This is a genomic window from Neobacillus sp. DY30, assembly GCF_030123065.1.
Taxonomy (GTDB): domain Bacteria; phylum Bacillota; class Bacilli; order Bacillales; family Cytobacillaceae; genus Neobacillus.
On sequence record NZ_CP126093.1, the window covers coordinates 3,601,086 to 3,615,048 of the forward strand.

Sequence of the window (13,963 nt, forward strand, 5' to 3'; positions counted from 1 at the left end):
CTTTCCAGCCGATTTATAAGGAGTAAACAAGCGGCATGGACTGTAAATGGCACCAATCTTTATAAAGGTAACGAACAAATAGGTATTACTTTCCTAACAACAATAAAGAGCTGCCTAAACAGGCAGCTCCTTTAGCCATTATAGAATTGTGTTTTTCAAATTTGCGTACATCAACATTACTGAATCATCAATTTCATCTCGGGACATCCTCATTGCTTTTTCGGCACGTGCGTAACCAATTTCGGTTTTTCCTCCTTCAAGGCCTTTAAATATCGCATCAGCAAATTCATCTACAGGGGTCCCAAAAGTATGCAGGCCTGCGCCGCCTAAATCGGTATTAACTGCCGGCAGCGCAACTTCAATCACTTCAATGGCCGTATCTTCAAGCTGGTGTCGTAAACTCATCGTAAATGAATGAACTGCCGCTTTCGTAGCAGAATAAATCGGGGCAATTGCCATTGGGGTAAAGGCTAAACCGGAAGAAACATTGATGAGAAGGTAGTCAGCTTATATTCTACCTAATCATTAAATATGCTAATCATTTAATCCCTTCCCATTGAGTATCTGCTGCAAATATTTTTCTATTCTGGACTCTCGAGTTTTGGATTGTTTGGCCTGTGAAAAATAGAGAATATATGCTCTTTGCCGTCCCGGTGTCAATGCTTCAAAAGCAGTTTTCAAGGCGGGGATTTGATCGAATTTATGTTGAAGTTCTTCAGGAATAATTATTTCTATGCTCTTTTTAACATTCACGTCCAAGCCGGCTTTTTCCACTTCAATAGCTTCATAAATATAGTCTTTCAAAATCGGTTCTATGTCATCTATTTCTTGAACATCGGTAAACCGAATCTGGCGCTGTGTCTGCGAATTCTCCCCAGGTTTGACTAGAATATCCTTGGCGTCTTTTAGTAATACACCTTTAAAAAACATAAGCGCACAATATTCTTTAAATCCTTGGATAATGACAATGTTACTTTCCTGAATCGTGTAGCATGGTTTGCGCCACTTCAATTCTTCGGTCAGTCCACAGTCCAGAATGATCATTCTCAATTTTTTCATTTCTTCCTGCCACTTTTTTTCATGTCTTAAATATTCATCAACCTTTAGATTCAGTCTCCTACTTGTCACTAAGAAACCCCTCTCTTTCCATACTTCTGTCTTCTGACAACAAGAATCATCTGCCACTGTATATTCATTAATCTTCCCATTTAGAAAGATTGCTTAATCCTTTTGCCAAAATTACGATTTTCAATGTAATCTACCACTTAAATACCAGAAACAATTTGTCTATACTCATTTTACATATTTTACTATTGAGATAAATTTTTACTATGTATATAATCAATGGTAATTGTATATGTAAATGTTTTCTAGGGTTCCGCAGTCACCTTGCTGGTCTGGTCCGAGAGAAAACTCACAGCTACGCTGTGTCACGGAAGGATAAAAGCCTGGGAGATACTGTTTAACAGTGATCTCTCAGGCTTTTTTTGTTTTAAAAAATTATTAAATGGAGGTTATACGTAATGAATGCGAATTGGATTAAAGTGTTTATTGGGGCATTTTTTGAAGTTTTTTGGGTGATAGGTCTAAAACATGCAAATGGCTTTTGGACTTGGACAGGAACAGTGATTTCGATTATGGTGAGTTTCTATTTTATCATAATAGCCGGACGAAAACTTCCTGTCGGTACTGTATATGCAGTTTTTGTAGGATTGGGGACAGCAGGAACGGTTATCTCTGAAATCCTATTCTTCGGAGAACCCATCAAGATGGAAAAAATAATGTTGATTTTACTATTATTAGCCGGTGTTCTTGGATTGAAGTTATTAACAAAAAACGATACTCATGAAGGAGTTGAATCCTAATGGCGTGGATATCATTAATCTTAGCAGGATTATTTGAAGCATTTGGAGTTGTCACAATCAATAAATTGAATAACAGTCGTAATTGGCAATCCTTATTATTATTAATTCTCGGATTTGGAGCTAGTTTTCTGTTTCTTGCATATGCCATGGAAACTCTACCTATGGGGACCGCTTATGCGATATGGACAGGAATTGGCTCGGCAGGTGGTGCACTATTAGGGATCATGATTTACGGAGAATCGAAAGATTGGAAGAGGATTGGATGTATTGCATTAATTTTAGGTGCAGCGATTGGGCTAAAACTTGTTGGCTAAAAAGTCTAAAATTCCACTAAACGAGATAGATTCATTACTCAAAAAGAACAAAATAACATAGGCAACCTGTTCCGTACTTTCTAATGTTATATGAATAACCTATCAAGAAAAATTAGGCTGCCAAACGCCGGTGTATTGGGAAAATGGCAGCCTATTGTTTTTCCGTCTCATATCACAGTCTAAATTCCATAAGTTTCTTAACTCTTGTTGGTACGCAGCTTTTTTTGATTGCTCAATTTGTCCTAAGTAATTTTCCGTCTTATAAGGAATTCAATAATCAATCTTTTTCATTCCAAATTGTTAAATTTAAATATTTAAAATATTCATTTTGATATTTATGTCCTTTCTTCCAGGGTTTATCCTTTCCTGAAAAGTGAATAATGGAAGGATTAATATTTTTATTTTTTAACCGCTTCAAATCCCCAGTGGTTAAGTTCCATCTCTTATCAAAGTTAAGGTATTTATCATACAAAACACCATTTAATCCATCTTGGTCAACATAATCAATTTTACTTTCATTATTTATCAGGTAGTCTATTACGAGTTGATAAACATTATTTTCACGCCATTTTCTGAGATTGATTACCATGACACCAGAATTAAAATACCCAAATTCATTAGGTATAGAAAGTTCTTTCTGTTTTCTTTTTAAATAAGATTTCCTTGAAGCAGCTAAAAAATAGTCATCTATATTAATGTCCCATAATTGTGTTATATCATCTCTAATAATCATATCACTATCTAAGTAAATGGCTTTCTTAATTGCAGGATTAAGTAAGTCCGCAATTAGCAATCTATAATAATTTTCGTATTTAAAATGCCTCGTGAGTTTTAAGTTATGGAAAATTTTAGGATCCACTTTAAAAAATTTAATGGCTGTTTCGTACCTTTCTAGAGCTTCAACAATTTTCATTTTATTTTTTTCGGAAATTGTTCCGATAATAATGATACTTATAGGATTTGTTGATTTTTTATTTTCTAACAAAGAAGTAAGCATGACGGCTGTATGTTTTGCATATTCATCACTGCTCGTTGTAACAATTTGGATTTCTTCCAATAATTCACACCCCCTGTTTATATTTATATTCAATTAAACTTGGCTATGACTATATCATCAAATCCAGACCACCATCTCTTTCTCCTTCCTCTATTTCTATTACATAAAATAAATCAGTTCCACAAATATGGGGTTATTTTTGTTTTTGGCAATTAAGAAATGTTGCTGATGGCAGTATATTTTTTGAATGGAAAATTAGGCTGAATATACAAGAAGTGCATAAAATCTTGTATATTCAGCCTTTGTTAAATACATATGCTTATTCCATTAACGCACCCGTTCGTATTATAAGGTCAGCCAGATATTTCTGGTTGACCACTATTTTTATCGTTTTATTATTACAGTAGCCAGGGTAGAACGTCCGCACCCGTGGGACTTGATCCCGTCAACTAAACCGTTCGCCCCCTACTTGTAGAAACATGATTGAGGCTGGTTGGGACAAAGATCTCGTATAACAAGCGAAGCTGTGATACTGCATTAGGGATTTAGGGGTTACTGGCAAATGAATTTGGAGGAGGAGATTTTAGAATGAATCCAGTCGTGGGTCTGGATGTGTCAAAAGGCGAAAGTCAGGTTCAAGCATTTTTGGAAAAAGGCAAGCCATATCGTAAGGGATTTAAAGTTTCTCATACTCTTGAGGGGCTGAAAGAACTCTTCGATTTCCTTGAAGAAGTCAAAGGTAAAACTGGAATTCAACCACCTGTAGTATTGGAATCAACAGGACACTATCATTCCCCTGTTGTGCAGTATTTAGAGGATCGTCATTATTTATTAATAATTGTAAATCCATTAATCTCTTATCAAGCAAAGAGTTCAAGTTTAAGAAAGGTTAAAACTGATCCAATTGATGCTAGTCATCTCTGCGAGATGTATTACAAGGAGGATTTAGAGCCTTATAAAAAAAGAGGGATTCAACTCTTAAACCTTCGTAATCTTACAAGACAACATGAGAATGTTACAGGCATCTTTGTACAAACTAAACTTCAATTTCAATCGATATTGGATCAAGTTTTCCCTGAGTATAGAGGAGTTTTTGGGGATTTGTATTCCATCGTTTCTTTGAAGACGTTACTTCAATATCCATCGTCTGAGGATATATTAATGGCAAGTGAGGATGAGTTATCTAATACAATCAATGAATTATGTAAAAGCCGTTCTTTAAAGTGGGCAAATGATAAGGCTAGGATGCTTAAAGCTGCGGCAGCACGCAATCCATTTGAAAGAACCATCTATCAAAGCCATATCTTAAGCCTTAACATGTATATTGATATGCTTCTTCAATACAAAGAGCACCTATCCAAGTTGGAAGCTGAAATAGATGCCCTTGCAAAAGAAATTGAAGAATATAATATCATCAAATCTATCCCAGGTATCGGAGAGAAGATCGCGGCAACGATTATTTCCGAAATTGGTGAGATAGATCGATTTACTAATCCGAAAAAGCTTGTCGCCTTCGCAGGCGTTGACCCTAGTGTCTTTGAATCAGGTAAGTTTAGAGCTACACAAAATCGTATTACCAAAAGAGGTTCTAGCAGGCTACGACATGCTTTATATATGGCAGTTAGTGCAGCCATACGGGACAAGCGTAAAGCCAGAACAGATGAATTACTCCTTCCTCGAAACAAGAGATTAAGAGAGTTTTACGATAAAAAACGTGAGGAAGGTAAACCCTTTAAAGTCGCTGTAATTGCTTGTGTGAATAAGCTTTTACACTGGATTTATGCCCTATTAAAAAGCAAAACAACTTTCCAAGATTTGGCTTAATTACGATATTAAACTAAATAAAACAAAACCTTCCAGAAAGCGTTCAATGGAAGGTTATTTGGCATGTTCTTTTTTAGTATACCATGTCTGTTTTAAGTTTTTTATTGAAAAATGTTGACAAACTATTAGCTGGTTTAGCTTAAGTACAACATTTCACAATCTTTTTGTGGAAAAAGAAAAAAGGCGACCTTCTACTTGAAGAATCGCATCCGTTAACTTAAGAAAAAAACTGGTCAATAGCCATTCCAAAAAACATTAATGCTAAGACAAACCATTTTATATATTCTTTTTTACCTTTTTTGTTAATAATCCAGATTTCTATTCCTCTTAATAGCAGTACAAAACCCGCTATAATTCTTAAAATCCCAGAATATGTGTAATAAACAGGAGTATCAGCTACACTTCTTGCTTGAAACCAAATAAATATTGCCAAAGCCCCTAATATTATTTGAAGAAATATTATTGGTTTAATTCTTCTTGATGACTTTTCAAAAAAAGTAGTAATAATTTTATTTAAGAAAGAGAACATGTTTTATATACTCCATTCTAATTACCTTACTTTCCATCTTAACAAAAAAACCGTTTTAATTATTCAAGAAAAAAGTGCCAATTTATATGAACTAACCTGCCCTTTACTTCATTCAAGAAGAAAAAGGGCATCCCTTGTTGAAGGAATGCACCCTAGTATCTATTAAGTATAAAAAGAGGTAAGAACATTTTTTAACATTTATAACTGCAAACATAAGCTATTTGCTTGTTAATATTAACTTTCGTGTTTTAGCATCATATATTTTATAACTAACTCCAAACTTATGGTCTTTTGTAACTGTCACCTTACAATAATAAGGAATTGACTTTCCATAAGCATCAAGTGCAGGAATATCTCTGAAACTAAACACTTCATCTGTATTAAGCATTTTAAAGTCCGCTTCAGAAGTACGACCTGATGAATCTATTTCGATAACACATTTCCCACTGATGACATCATATTCCTTTAGCACAACATATTTAAGGCTTGGGAGAGTAATTACTAAACATAAAACACCAAGTGATAAGGCTACAAGGATTTTACCTACATTTAATATTGTGTAATCTTTACCGCTATACATGGAAATAAATCTAAATACTGCCACTATTACTAACAAAATTCCAATAATTAGTATCGCATAATACATTAACATTTTTTCACTTCCTGTAACAATTAAATGGAATATAATATAACTCTTCTTCCAGTATACTGCCACGTAGCGGAACAAGAAAAGCGGCTGCTCTTACTGAACAAACGCACCTGTTAGTTGAACAAGGTTAGTCATTAAAACTACCCGTTTCAATAAGGATTCCTTCCTTATCAAGCCTTTTATAATTGTAAGGAATTTGGCTTAATTTCTTGTATTTTTCACTCCAAATTATATTTAAGAATGGAGAAGGTTCTTTAAGAAAATAGTCAGGAGACACGTTTTCGTAACGATAACATTCGTTAGGGTATGTTTCATCGAACCCAAATAATTCAAGAACATCTTCTTCGATTGCAATTCCACCGAGTTTAAACTCATAAACGGAATACAACTCTTTAAGAAAACTTGTAAAGCCTGTAAATTCTTCTTTCTTTATACCAATTTGGTCCCATTCTGGCTCATCAAATTCATCTCCATAAAACCAAAAATTGACCATTAGTGCATTGAGCGAAACCATTTCTATTTGTAATGTCGCTTTTCGTTTCCTTGATAAATAGACATATAATCTTAATCTTAATGAGTGTAAATATATGGATTTCGGGTCTTCTTCATTCATAGGGATAACCTCTATCAAAAAAATCAATAATTTCATCAACGTTTTCGTCAACTATTTCAACTTTATTCGTTACCTTTGATAACTTATTTATAATATCCTTTATTGTTTTCGTTTTCTCTTCCTTAAGTTCCAACAAGAAACTAACTGCAAGGAAAGGACCGCCTTGCAACCAATGGGACCACTCCATCAATAATTCCTCCTAAATCTTTGAATAAATACATCATATATTCTATTTTCTTATTAAACTAACCTGCATCATTACTTGAATAAGAAAAAGACCTTACTCCTGTTGAAGTAAAGCACCCGTTTAATGGTATTGTTTAGTCCCAAATAAATCCAAAATAAAAAACCGTATAAGACGGCTTTAATTCAGCTTTTTTATAACCTCTTCTACGATTTTATTCGTAATTCCGTTAAAAGGAAGACAACGAAGAAAGTGGTTATTCAATTCACCCATACTCCAATGATCATCTAAAATTACAAATTTCTCAACGTTTCTATTTGTACTTAACCATTTGGATATTTCTAATTCTCTTGCTTCGAGCTTCATATTCGTATCAATTATAGGTGTAATATCAATTATAACCTCGGTGTTTATATCGCAAACTTGAAAATTTCTAATAAGTTCGCTCCATAGGTAACCATTTTCTCTTCGATGAATTCGCCAAGTTGAAGTAATTACAATTCTTGCTTTCGTTTTTTCGATAATCTTTTTTAAATTTTCCATTGCTTCTTGATCAAATTTAATACCTTCGATTTGGTACAAATTATTGATTCTAATTTGCCTATCTGTATTTAAAACCCCGTCAATATCAAAAAAAATAATCTTCATAAAGTTCAACTTCCTAACTCTAAAATATTGCTATTAATTATCAGATCCAATCAAAGAGCAATCTAATATTGTTTATAATCTTAACCTTTGATAAGTAGTATTGGTGGATTACAAGCAACTATCTATAACCATTTTGCTTGCCGATGCAGCTCTGCACCTGGTAGTTGAACAAGCTTTTATTACAGTATTTTTTTAGTTGTTAGGTGTATATTTTAATTTCCACTCTTCAAGTAAAGGGATAAAATTCTTATCAGGTTTACTAATGGGTCTTTTTGAACGAATTAACTTATACGCTTTATCAAATGTACCCATAGTTTCACTAAGATACCAAACTAGTAACATAACTGACCTAGACCTTCCTTGATGACAAGTCACTAATACACGTTTCTTATTCGCTAATTTTTCTCCTAATAATTCTTTTGCTACGGGGAGAAAAGTTCTTGCTTCTCCAATAACTCCATCTCTAAATGGAACTGAGATATATTCAACATTTTCAGGCAAAAAGACCTTTCTGTTGGAGTCTCGAACATCTCTTAAATCAATCCAAACATCAATTTGAGGAGTCGGCATATTTTGAAAGAACCCTTTTCCATTAAGATTTCGAGACTCCTCTTTTCCATAAAGGAGGTCATCAATATCATCTTCTCCACCCAGAAAAAGTAACCCATTTATAATTTCTGAGTGACCATATTTTTCTATCCAATTAGGCGGTTGATGGTCCATATAAATCACCCAAATATCTTTTTAATTGTTATATTAAATTCGAATCACGGGTTATATATTCCTTAAAACTGCAAATAGCCACACTATTTTTTCTTCTAGTCTTATTGAAGTAACCTGACCTTTAGCAAAAAAAGCGACTGTTCCTATTGAACAATCGCACCCTTTAGTGTAAGTGAATTTATTCACAAAATTATAAACCTATGCTAAAGAAAAAAATTTTATTTTCCAATTAACTTTTGATAAATTTGATAATTTTCTTCATCAAAACATACAAAAACAACTTCCTTGATTCCTTCGTTGTTTTTAAGGTATTCGGTTACTAATTTTACAGCAATTTGAGCCGCTGGTATTTTCGGGTATCCATAAATGCCAGTGCTGATGTTTGGAAAGGCGATGGTTTCAATTCCGTTTGTTCGTGCCAATTCAAGCGAATTTAAATAACAATTCCTCAATAGTCCTTCTTCGTTTTTATCTCCGCCGTTCCATACGGGACCAACGGTATGAATTACATACTTTACAGGCAAATTCCCGCCCGTTGTAATCACAGCTTCTCCTGTTTGACAACCGCCTTGTTTGTTTCTTATAGCAACGCATTCATCGTATAATACTTTTCCTGCGGCACGATGAATGGCACCATCCACGCCTCCGCCTCCAAGCAGGCTTGAATTTGCGGCATTGACAACGGCATCAACGGTTTGTTTGGTGATATCGCCTTTAATTACTTTTATTTTTCCCATATTCATCTCCCCTGGTTTTGATTATATACGATTTTTTTATCATCCTTTCTTTGAGAAAATTCAACTAAAAATAATTCATTTCTTCTGTACCCCTTTTTTAAGAATCCTGAAGAAATTGGATTGCCGCAGAAACTCAACTTTTCAACTAAACCCAAAAGTTAGTGGAATTAAAAAAAGTTGTGGCAACAACTACTCAAATATTTTCACAACTTCAATTTTTCCTTTTATATATTTATTGAAGTTTTCTAATTCCTCTGCTGGTATCCACAGTTCTTGGTGATAACTTTTTCCCACTGTTTGAATTTTAAATTTGGATATATATACATCGTCAACTTCAAACTTTAAAACAAATCCCTTGTATTGCGAATGTATATCTTTTGTGTTCCATCTCTGGGCAATTTCCTCAGCATACCTTAGATTAAGAACAGGATAAAAAAATGGTTGGTCAGGCAACCTGGGTGGAAATGTAGAATAATTATTAATTTCAATTAGGTCTAATTCTGTATTTCCAACTGGGCGAAAAAGAATCATATAATCCACACCACCTAAAAATTAAATAATCCAGCGAATACTACTATAATTCGGTGGATTTAAAAATTTACCTGCTTTAAAATAGCTATTTATAAATGAGCCTTATTAAAGTAACCTGCCCTGGAACAAGAAAAAAGAGCCGCAGCTCCGACTCTTTGTTAAACTCAAGCTCCCGTTAGCTTAATAAACTTTTTGATTTTAAGTCTATAATATCTACTAACTCATCTATGGTTCCAAAGCACTTTTCGACTTCAGGTAAGTGATAAAATGTACTCGTAGTTTCAATGTTATCATTGTTAGGTGAATAAAGATAAATTTTTTTACCATTCCCAATAGCAATACCTAGTTCAATATGGCTTCCTTTTCCTGCTGGTAATAAAACTATAACAAAGTCAGCTTCTATTACGGCATTTTTCTCCTTTTGACCTATCGCCTTTAGTTCTTCCAATGTTGTTACGTTTTCATTTACAGTCCAATCATATGTATGGATAAATCCTTTATCTTTTAATTTTTTACTAACATATCTAACTTTTTCTATATTTTTAAAGCTTGACGCAATATAAAATTTCATTATTTCTCCTCACTTATTGATTTCAATTTTAACATTATAATCTTAACATCTCTTATTAAGCTATCCTGCCACGTTAGTTGAAGAGTTTTTATCTAACCTTATTGATTGGCTTAATAACACACTAGCACAGCTTTTACTGTGCTAGTTCAACAAATAAATCTATTGTTGGTTTGTTACTGGCCTACCATTTTCTTATATTTCTTAATAAATTCTCTAGCCTCATTAAACGGATTATTCTTATTAGTTAGATCTTCTAGAACATTCAATGCTTTTATCACATTGAATATAGCCTCTCCTTCCTCATCACTTAAAGTAAGAATGTCACGTATGTCCTCTTCTGGTATGTCCGGAATAAATCGTTTTAGGTTTCTGGTTATTACAGAAAGGTAACCCAATAATTCTAATTTTCCTGAATCCATTAAAATTCCTCCATTTCCAGGCTATCGTTCAATGTATTAATTAACTCTAACCTTTGATATTCTTTGTACCTCTTGTTAGATACCATTTGTAATTCTGCTAACCGAAGATCAATTTTTAGCAGCTTCACAAAACTCAAATCCATAGAACCAGAAACCAATCCGTCTAGCTTAATAAATAACGCCTCCATCTCTTTTTGTTCGTATTTCGTTAAAAAATGGACTAAGATTTTTTCCAAACTCTTCACCTCCTACTAATATAGGTGAAAGAAGGTACAAAAAAATAAAACACTTTAGAAAAATTTTTTAAAAAAGTTTGATTCACATATAGAACCTTAACTCTAAAAACCCTCACGATATAGTGAGGGTCAGGGTTCTTATTCAACTAACCTGCCCCATTAGTGCAAGAAGAAAAAGGCTTTAGCTATTGTTGCAGCAAAGGATTCGTAACTTGAATAATAAAAGGGGATTATGAGTCACTAATCTAACATTGTTCTTATTTCATCACTTAAAATGAAAACTTCCTTCCATTCATTCCTTCTTTTTAGTGCCTCCATATTCCATAGTCCTGAGTTCTGTAAGTCTTGTACTTTCTGCCTTAATTCTAAACCCTTTTGCATTACTTCATAGCTAATTAATCCAGCACTATAGAGTTTGGATAGGCTGTCATTGTGTAAAAATGACACAACGCCTATATCAAATTCTTCAAAAATTTCGTATTCAATCGTTTCATCATCCATATTGTATAAATGCGTTCCACATCTTTGAATAGTATCTAAAAACAGTTCCATTAATTGTTTGTTGGTAATCTCATTATTCATCCTTTTTCCCCAATTCTGAACGGCAAATAATTCTTTTCAATTATTCTGTCTTATTATTTCAATAAGGAAAGGCTAGTTTCCTTCTTGAACTAAACTGCTTCATTAATACAATAAGCATAGTTAGACAACTGTGTATAAATATAAGCAGTCATACTGGATCTATCTTGTATATTGATGCGGAATGGTTAATGGATATACCGCCAAAACATACATTATTTAAATGCCAGAAACAATTTTTACCCCAAACCCGAAACATTTAGTGAAAAATTATTAAATGCTTAAACCTCATCCCTAGTTAAAAATACAAGCATTAACAACCGAACCACATATTATAATAGAAAAGTTTTAAATAATTGATATTAATTACGGACATCGGAGTTCTAATTCCTCGGAAATGGTGTTCAGTAGCAATCATATTAATCGGGAGGATTTTATATGAATTACGAACAACAGAAAAAAGATTTAATTCTTACTACAATGGTGAAATATGAATGGGAAACTGTAAAACCTTTTTTTAAATCCCTGGAGAGAACAGGATTTTCAGGAGAAGTGGTTATATTCTTTAATCAAGTGGACAAGAATACTCGGAGAGCGATAAAGATGTTAAATATTTATGTTACACTTATTCCTTTCAGTCAAAAAGGATTGGAATCAATTTTCTATATTGCTGATTACCGATATTATCTATTTAATAACTTTCTAAAAAAATACGGTTACCGTTATAATAATGTACTTCTTTCAGATGTAAGAGATGTTATTTTTCAAATAGATCCCTTTAAAGCAAACTGGAAATCAGATTCAATAACAGTTGCAAAGGAAGCAAAGCTCCTAAAGGAGAATCTTTGGAATACCCGATGGGTTTTGTCTAAGTTTGGAAATTATATTTATAACCAACTACAAAACGAACCAATTATTTGTGCAGGAACCACTTATGGACCGACGAACCAGATATTACATTATTTCAATCAAATGATTCATTATTTATTTTATACTGATTATGTTCTTAATACCGATCAAGCTGTTCATACCTATATCGTTCATACGGGTAAAATTAATCCCGTTACATTTTCTGACAACCATCACGGTCCAATCATGACACTAGAGTTAGAGAATGAATCAGATATAAAAATTAATGAAAATAAACAGATACTATTGAAGAATGGTGATATTGCTCCCATTGTCCATCAGTTTGACCGCTATCCTCATTTAACTAACTTAGTCAAGGCGTTATATAATTAAAGGTCCGCTCACATTCTTCCCCTACATTGCAGCTATGAATCGTAATATGATTCCAACAAGAAATCCTACTTCTCTAGGTTTATTTAGGATTCCCTGATTGTTGTTTTGAGAAAAAATGCAAAATATGCTATTTTGCTGGAGATAGAGCTTTATTTTGCAAAGATAGAGAGCTTATAACATAAGAAAATTGTTCCCTTCTGATGTTCATTTATGAAATCAAACGGAACAATTTTCTTTTTTTAGTTTGTAAAATTATATTTATGATACTCATGGCCTTATAAATTCAAATATTCATATAATCACGAGTATATTTGTAGTTCCAAATAACAAATACGTTTTCGTTAAGGCTTAACCCCATTCTTAATAGTGATTTAAGAACACGGTTTGAGTATTTATCATTTAACAACAAAATGGCATCAGCTTGATTGTGTATCATTTGTTCAAGAGACTTCATCTTTCTTCTATAATAAAAATAGTCTGTTACATTTAAATTTTGTTCAACTTGAATCTTTTCTTTAAAGAGTTGACAACCCTTTTTAGTACCGACAACAACAAATACAGGTTCTCTTTTCAAAGTGCTTTTGAGTGTTTGATAAATATAATCAGTGACAATAGTTTGTAATTCATAACATGTTTGATCAGTTGAGCTTTTCCCCAGTGAATCCGTTGTGATTCTGTAGTTGTATAATTTAGAAGGTAATTTTTGAATTACTTTATTGTCAAACATTCTTAACCATAAGTCATAATCATAGCATATCTTATATTTTGGATTATATCCTCCGATTTTACTAAATAAATCCTTTGAAAAGATTACAGAACCATGACATAAATAACATGTACACAGACGATTATCGTAAACCTTTTGATCGTCGAAAAGTTTATTATAATAGTCTTCTTCATTGTGTACCATTGTCTCTCTAACATGTGTGTTTCCGAAAAAACATTTAATAAGACTGCCTATTCCTATACTCTCAGGATGGGACAATAGATAATCCACTTGCTCTTCTAATCTGGTTGGTTCACTTATGTCATCTGCATCGTGAATTGCAATCCATTTCCCTTTGGCATTCTCCACCCCGATATTCAGAGCGTTTGCTGCTCCCCCATTCTTCATAAGATGGATGATTTTAACCCTTGTATCGGATATTGTATCTAATATTTCTTTGGTTTGATCAATTGATCCATCATTAACAATAATTAATTCAAAGGTTTTATAGGTTTGTCCAAGGATACTATTGATAGCACTTTGGAGATACCTTTCACCATTATAAACAGCCATTACAACTGAAATAAACATTTAAT

The 13,963-nt window shown here is 33.2% G+C and carries 19 protein-coding genes, 1 pseudogene and 1 riboswitch; of the genes and pseudogenes, 4 read left to right on the forward strand and 16 right to left on the reverse strand.

Annotation, left to right across the window (positions count from 1 at the left end):
• Window positions 1-138 precede the first annotated feature (138 nt).
• Both QNH29_RS17465 and QNH29_RS17470 read right to left on the reverse strand, forming a co-directional pair.
• A pseudogene (locus QNH29_RS17465) lies at window positions 139-504 on the reverse strand (SDR family NAD(P)-dependent oxidoreductase); the annotation flags it as partial.
• 30 nt (window positions 505-534) lie between these two features.
• The gene (locus QNH29_RS17470) at window positions 535-1,128 is read right to left on the reverse strand and encodes a YdeI/OmpD-associated family protein (RefSeq protein ID WP_283865668.1); all 594 of its coding nucleotides are present in this window, start codon (window positions 1,126-1,128) and stop codon (window positions 535-537) included.
• Window positions 1,129-1,359: 231 nt separating this feature from the next.
• Window positions 1,360-1,457: riboswitch (guanidine-I (ykkC/yxkD leader) on the forward strand.
• Between the two features lie 66 nt (window positions 1,458-1,523).
• Here QNH29_RS17470 and QNH29_RS17475 point away from each other — a divergent pair.
• Window positions 1,524-1,865 (forward strand): DMT family transporter, encoded by a 342-nt coding sequence (locus QNH29_RS17475; protein ID WP_283860652.1) that lies wholly within the window; start codon window positions 1,524-1,526, stop codon window positions 1,863-1,865.
• Complete coding sequence (locus QNH29_RS17480) at window positions 1,865-2,179, forward strand: DMT family transporter (protein WP_283860653.1); 315 nt, start codon at window positions 1,865-1,867, stop codon at window positions 2,177-2,179. The genes QNH29_RS17475 and QNH29_RS17480 overlap by 1 nt, the downstream gene beginning before the upstream one ends.
• Before the next feature lie 277 nt (window positions 2,180-2,456).
• On the opposite strand, the gene QNH29_RS17485 is transcribed toward QNH29_RS17480, so the two are convergent.
• Complete coding sequence (locus QNH29_RS17485; RefSeq protein WP_283860654.1) at window positions 2,457-3,236, reverse strand: glycosyltransferase family 8 protein; 780 nt, start codon at window positions 3,234-3,236, stop codon at window positions 2,457-2,459.
• A 528-nt stretch (window positions 3,237-3,764) separates the two neighbouring features.
• Between QNH29_RS17485 and QNH29_RS17490 the strand changes: the two genes are divergently transcribed.
• Window positions 3,765-5,000 carry an IS110 family RNA-guided transposase gene (locus QNH29_RS17490; protein WP_283860655.1) on the forward strand — a complete coding sequence of 412 codons (1,236 nt, stop codon included), beginning with the start codon at window positions 3,765-3,767 and terminating at the stop codon, window positions 4,998-5,000.
• A 217-nt stretch (window positions 5,001-5,217) separates the two neighbouring features.
• Here QNH29_RS17490 and QNH29_RS17495 read toward each other — a convergent pair whose 3' ends face one another.
• From QNH29_RS17495 to QNH29_RS17550, 12 genes are all read right to left on the reverse strand, one after another.
• Window positions 5,218-5,529, reverse strand: a complete 312-nt coding sequence (locus tag QNH29_RS17495) for a hypothetical protein (RefSeq protein ID WP_283860656.1) — start codon at window positions 5,527-5,529, stop codon at window positions 5,218-5,220.
• A gap of 217 nt (window positions 5,530-5,746) precedes the next feature.
• Entirely contained in the window at window positions 5,747-6,181 is a 435-nt protein-coding gene (locus QNH29_RS17500; RefSeq protein ID WP_283860657.1) for a hypothetical protein, read from the reverse strand.
• Between the two features lie 124 nt (window positions 6,182-6,305).
• The gene (locus QNH29_RS17505) at window positions 6,306-6,791 is read right to left on the reverse strand and encodes a hypothetical protein (RefSeq protein ID WP_283860658.1); all 486 of its coding nucleotides are present in this window, start codon (window positions 6,789-6,791) and stop codon (window positions 6,306-6,308) included.
• On the reverse strand, window positions 6,784-6,978 hold the full coding sequence (locus QNH29_RS17510; protein WP_283860659.1) for a hypothetical protein: 195 nt from the start codon (window positions 6,976-6,978) through the stop codon (window positions 6,784-6,786). The genes QNH29_RS17505 and QNH29_RS17510 overlap by 8 nt, the downstream gene beginning before the upstream one ends.
• Before the next feature lie 177 nt (window positions 6,979-7,155).
• Window positions 7,156-7,623: an HAD domain-containing protein gene (locus QNH29_RS17515; RefSeq protein ID WP_283860660.1), complete on the reverse strand. Its 468-nt coding sequence runs from the start codon at window positions 7,621-7,623 to the stop codon at window positions 7,156-7,158.
• A 192-nt stretch (window positions 7,624-7,815) separates the two neighbouring features.
• Window positions 7,816-8,346, reverse strand: a complete 531-nt coding sequence (locus tag QNH29_RS17520; protein WP_283860661.1) for a dual specificity protein phosphatase family protein — start codon at window positions 8,344-8,346, stop codon at window positions 7,816-7,818.
• 218 nt (window positions 8,347-8,564) lie between these two features.
• Window positions 8,565-9,083 (reverse strand): O-acetyl-ADP-ribose deacetylase, encoded by a 519-nt coding sequence (locus tag QNH29_RS17525; RefSeq protein ID WP_481858738.1) that lies wholly within the window; start codon window positions 9,081-9,083, stop codon window positions 8,565-8,567.
• A gap of 189 nt (window positions 9,084-9,272) precedes the next feature.
• Window positions 9,273-9,623 (reverse strand): hypothetical protein, encoded by a 351-nt coding sequence (locus QNH29_RS17530; protein ID WP_283860663.1) that lies wholly within the window; start codon window positions 9,621-9,623, stop codon window positions 9,273-9,275.
• A gap of 166 nt (window positions 9,624-9,789) precedes the next feature.
• Window positions 9,790-10,185, reverse strand: a complete 396-nt coding sequence (locus QNH29_RS17535; protein WP_283860664.1) for a nucleoside 2-deoxyribosyltransferase — start codon at window positions 10,183-10,185, stop codon at window positions 9,790-9,792.
• A gap of 173 nt (window positions 10,186-10,358) precedes the next feature.
• Window positions 10,359-10,604 carry a hypothetical protein gene (locus QNH29_RS17540; RefSeq protein WP_283860665.1) on the reverse strand — a complete coding sequence of 82 codons (246 nt, stop codon included), beginning with the start codon at window positions 10,602-10,604 and terminating at the stop codon, window positions 10,359-10,361.
• Window positions 10,604-10,840: a hypothetical protein gene (locus QNH29_RS17545; protein WP_283860666.1), complete on the reverse strand. Its 237-nt coding sequence runs from the start codon at window positions 10,838-10,840 to the stop codon at window positions 10,604-10,606. The genes QNH29_RS17540 and QNH29_RS17545 overlap by 1 nt, the downstream gene beginning before the upstream one ends.
• 240 nt (window positions 10,841-11,080) lie before the next feature.
• The gene (locus tag QNH29_RS17550) at window positions 11,081-11,422 is read right to left on the reverse strand and encodes a hypothetical protein (RefSeq protein ID WP_283860667.1); all 342 of its coding nucleotides are present in this window, start codon (window positions 11,420-11,422) and stop codon (window positions 11,081-11,083) included.
• A 435-nt stretch (window positions 11,423-11,857) separates the two neighbouring features.
• Here QNH29_RS17550 and QNH29_RS17555 point away from each other — a divergent pair, with 435 nt between their 5' ends.
• Complete coding sequence (locus tag QNH29_RS17555; protein ID WP_283860668.1) at window positions 11,858-12,661, forward strand: hypothetical protein; 804 nt, start codon at window positions 11,858-11,860, stop codon at window positions 12,659-12,661.
• Between the two features lie 283 nt (window positions 12,662-12,944).
• Here the strand turns inward: QNH29_RS17555 and QNH29_RS17560 are convergent, their stop codons facing one another.
• Entirely contained in the window at window positions 12,945-13,958 is a 1,014-nt protein-coding gene (locus tag QNH29_RS17560; protein WP_283860669.1) for a glycosyltransferase family 2 protein, read from the reverse strand.
• Window positions 13,959-13,963: the final 5 nt, after the last annotated feature.

What these genes read in the sequence shown, in the direction of transcription:
- QNH29_RS17515 (WP_283860660.1), bottom strand. Translation starts at nt 7,623, where the DNA reads ATGAAGATTATTTTTTTTGATATTGACGGGGTTTTAAATACAGATAGG.
- QNH29_RS17475 (WP_283860652.1), top strand. Translation starts at nt 1,524, where the DNA reads ATGAATGCGAATTGGATTAAAGTGTTTATTGGGGCATTTTTTGAAGTT.
- QNH29_RS17520 (WP_283860661.1), bottom strand. Translation starts at nt 8,346, where the DNA reads ATGGACCATCAACCGCCTAATTGGATAGAAAAATATGGTCACTCAGAA.
- QNH29_RS17560 (WP_283860669.1), bottom strand. Translation starts at nt 13,958, where the DNA reads ATGTTTATTTCAGTTGTAATGGCTGTTTATAATGGTGAAAGGTATCTC.
- QNH29_RS17535 (WP_283860664.1), bottom strand. Translation starts at nt 10,185, where the DNA reads ATGAAATTTTATATTGCGTCAAGCTTTAAAAATATAGAAAAAGTTAGA.
- QNH29_RS17500 (WP_283860657.1), bottom strand. Translation starts at nt 6,181, where the DNA reads ATGTTAATGTATTATGCGATACTAATTATTGGAATTTTGTTAGTAATA.
- QNH29_RS17555 (WP_283860668.1), top strand. Translation starts at nt 11,858, where the DNA reads ATGAATTACGAACAACAGAAAAAAGATTTAATTCTTACTACAATGGTG.
- QNH29_RS17480 (WP_283860653.1), top strand. Translation starts at nt 1,865, where the DNA reads ATGGCGTGGATATCATTAATCTTAGCAGGATTATTTGAAGCATTTGGA.
- QNH29_RS17495 (WP_283860656.1), bottom strand. Translation starts at nt 5,529, where the DNA reads ATGTTCTCTTTCTTAAATAAAATTATTACTACTTTTTTTGAAAAGTCA.
- QNH29_RS17490 (WP_283860655.1), top strand. Translation starts at nt 3,765, where the DNA reads ATGAATCCAGTCGTGGGTCTGGATGTGTCAAAAGGCGAAAGTCAGGTT.
- QNH29_RS17540 (WP_283860665.1), bottom strand. Translation starts at nt 10,604, where the DNA reads ATGGATTCAGGAAAATTAGAATTATTGGGTTACCTTTCTGTAATAACC.
- QNH29_RS17505 (WP_283860658.1), bottom strand. Translation starts at nt 6,791, where the DNA reads ATGAATGAAGAAGACCCGAAATCCATATATTTACACTCATTAAGATTA.
- QNH29_RS17525 (WP_481858738.1), bottom strand. Translation starts at nt 9,083, where the DNA reads ATGGGAAAAATAAAAGTAATTAAAGGCGATATCACCAAACAAACCGTT.
- QNH29_RS17510 (WP_283860659.1), bottom strand. Translation starts at nt 6,978, where the DNA reads ATGGAGTGGTCCCATTGGTTGCAAGGCGGTCCTTTCCTTGCAGTTAGT.
- QNH29_RS17550 (WP_283860667.1), bottom strand. Translation starts at nt 11,422, where the DNA reads ATGAATAATGAGATTACCAACAAACAATTAATGGAACTGTTTTTAGAT.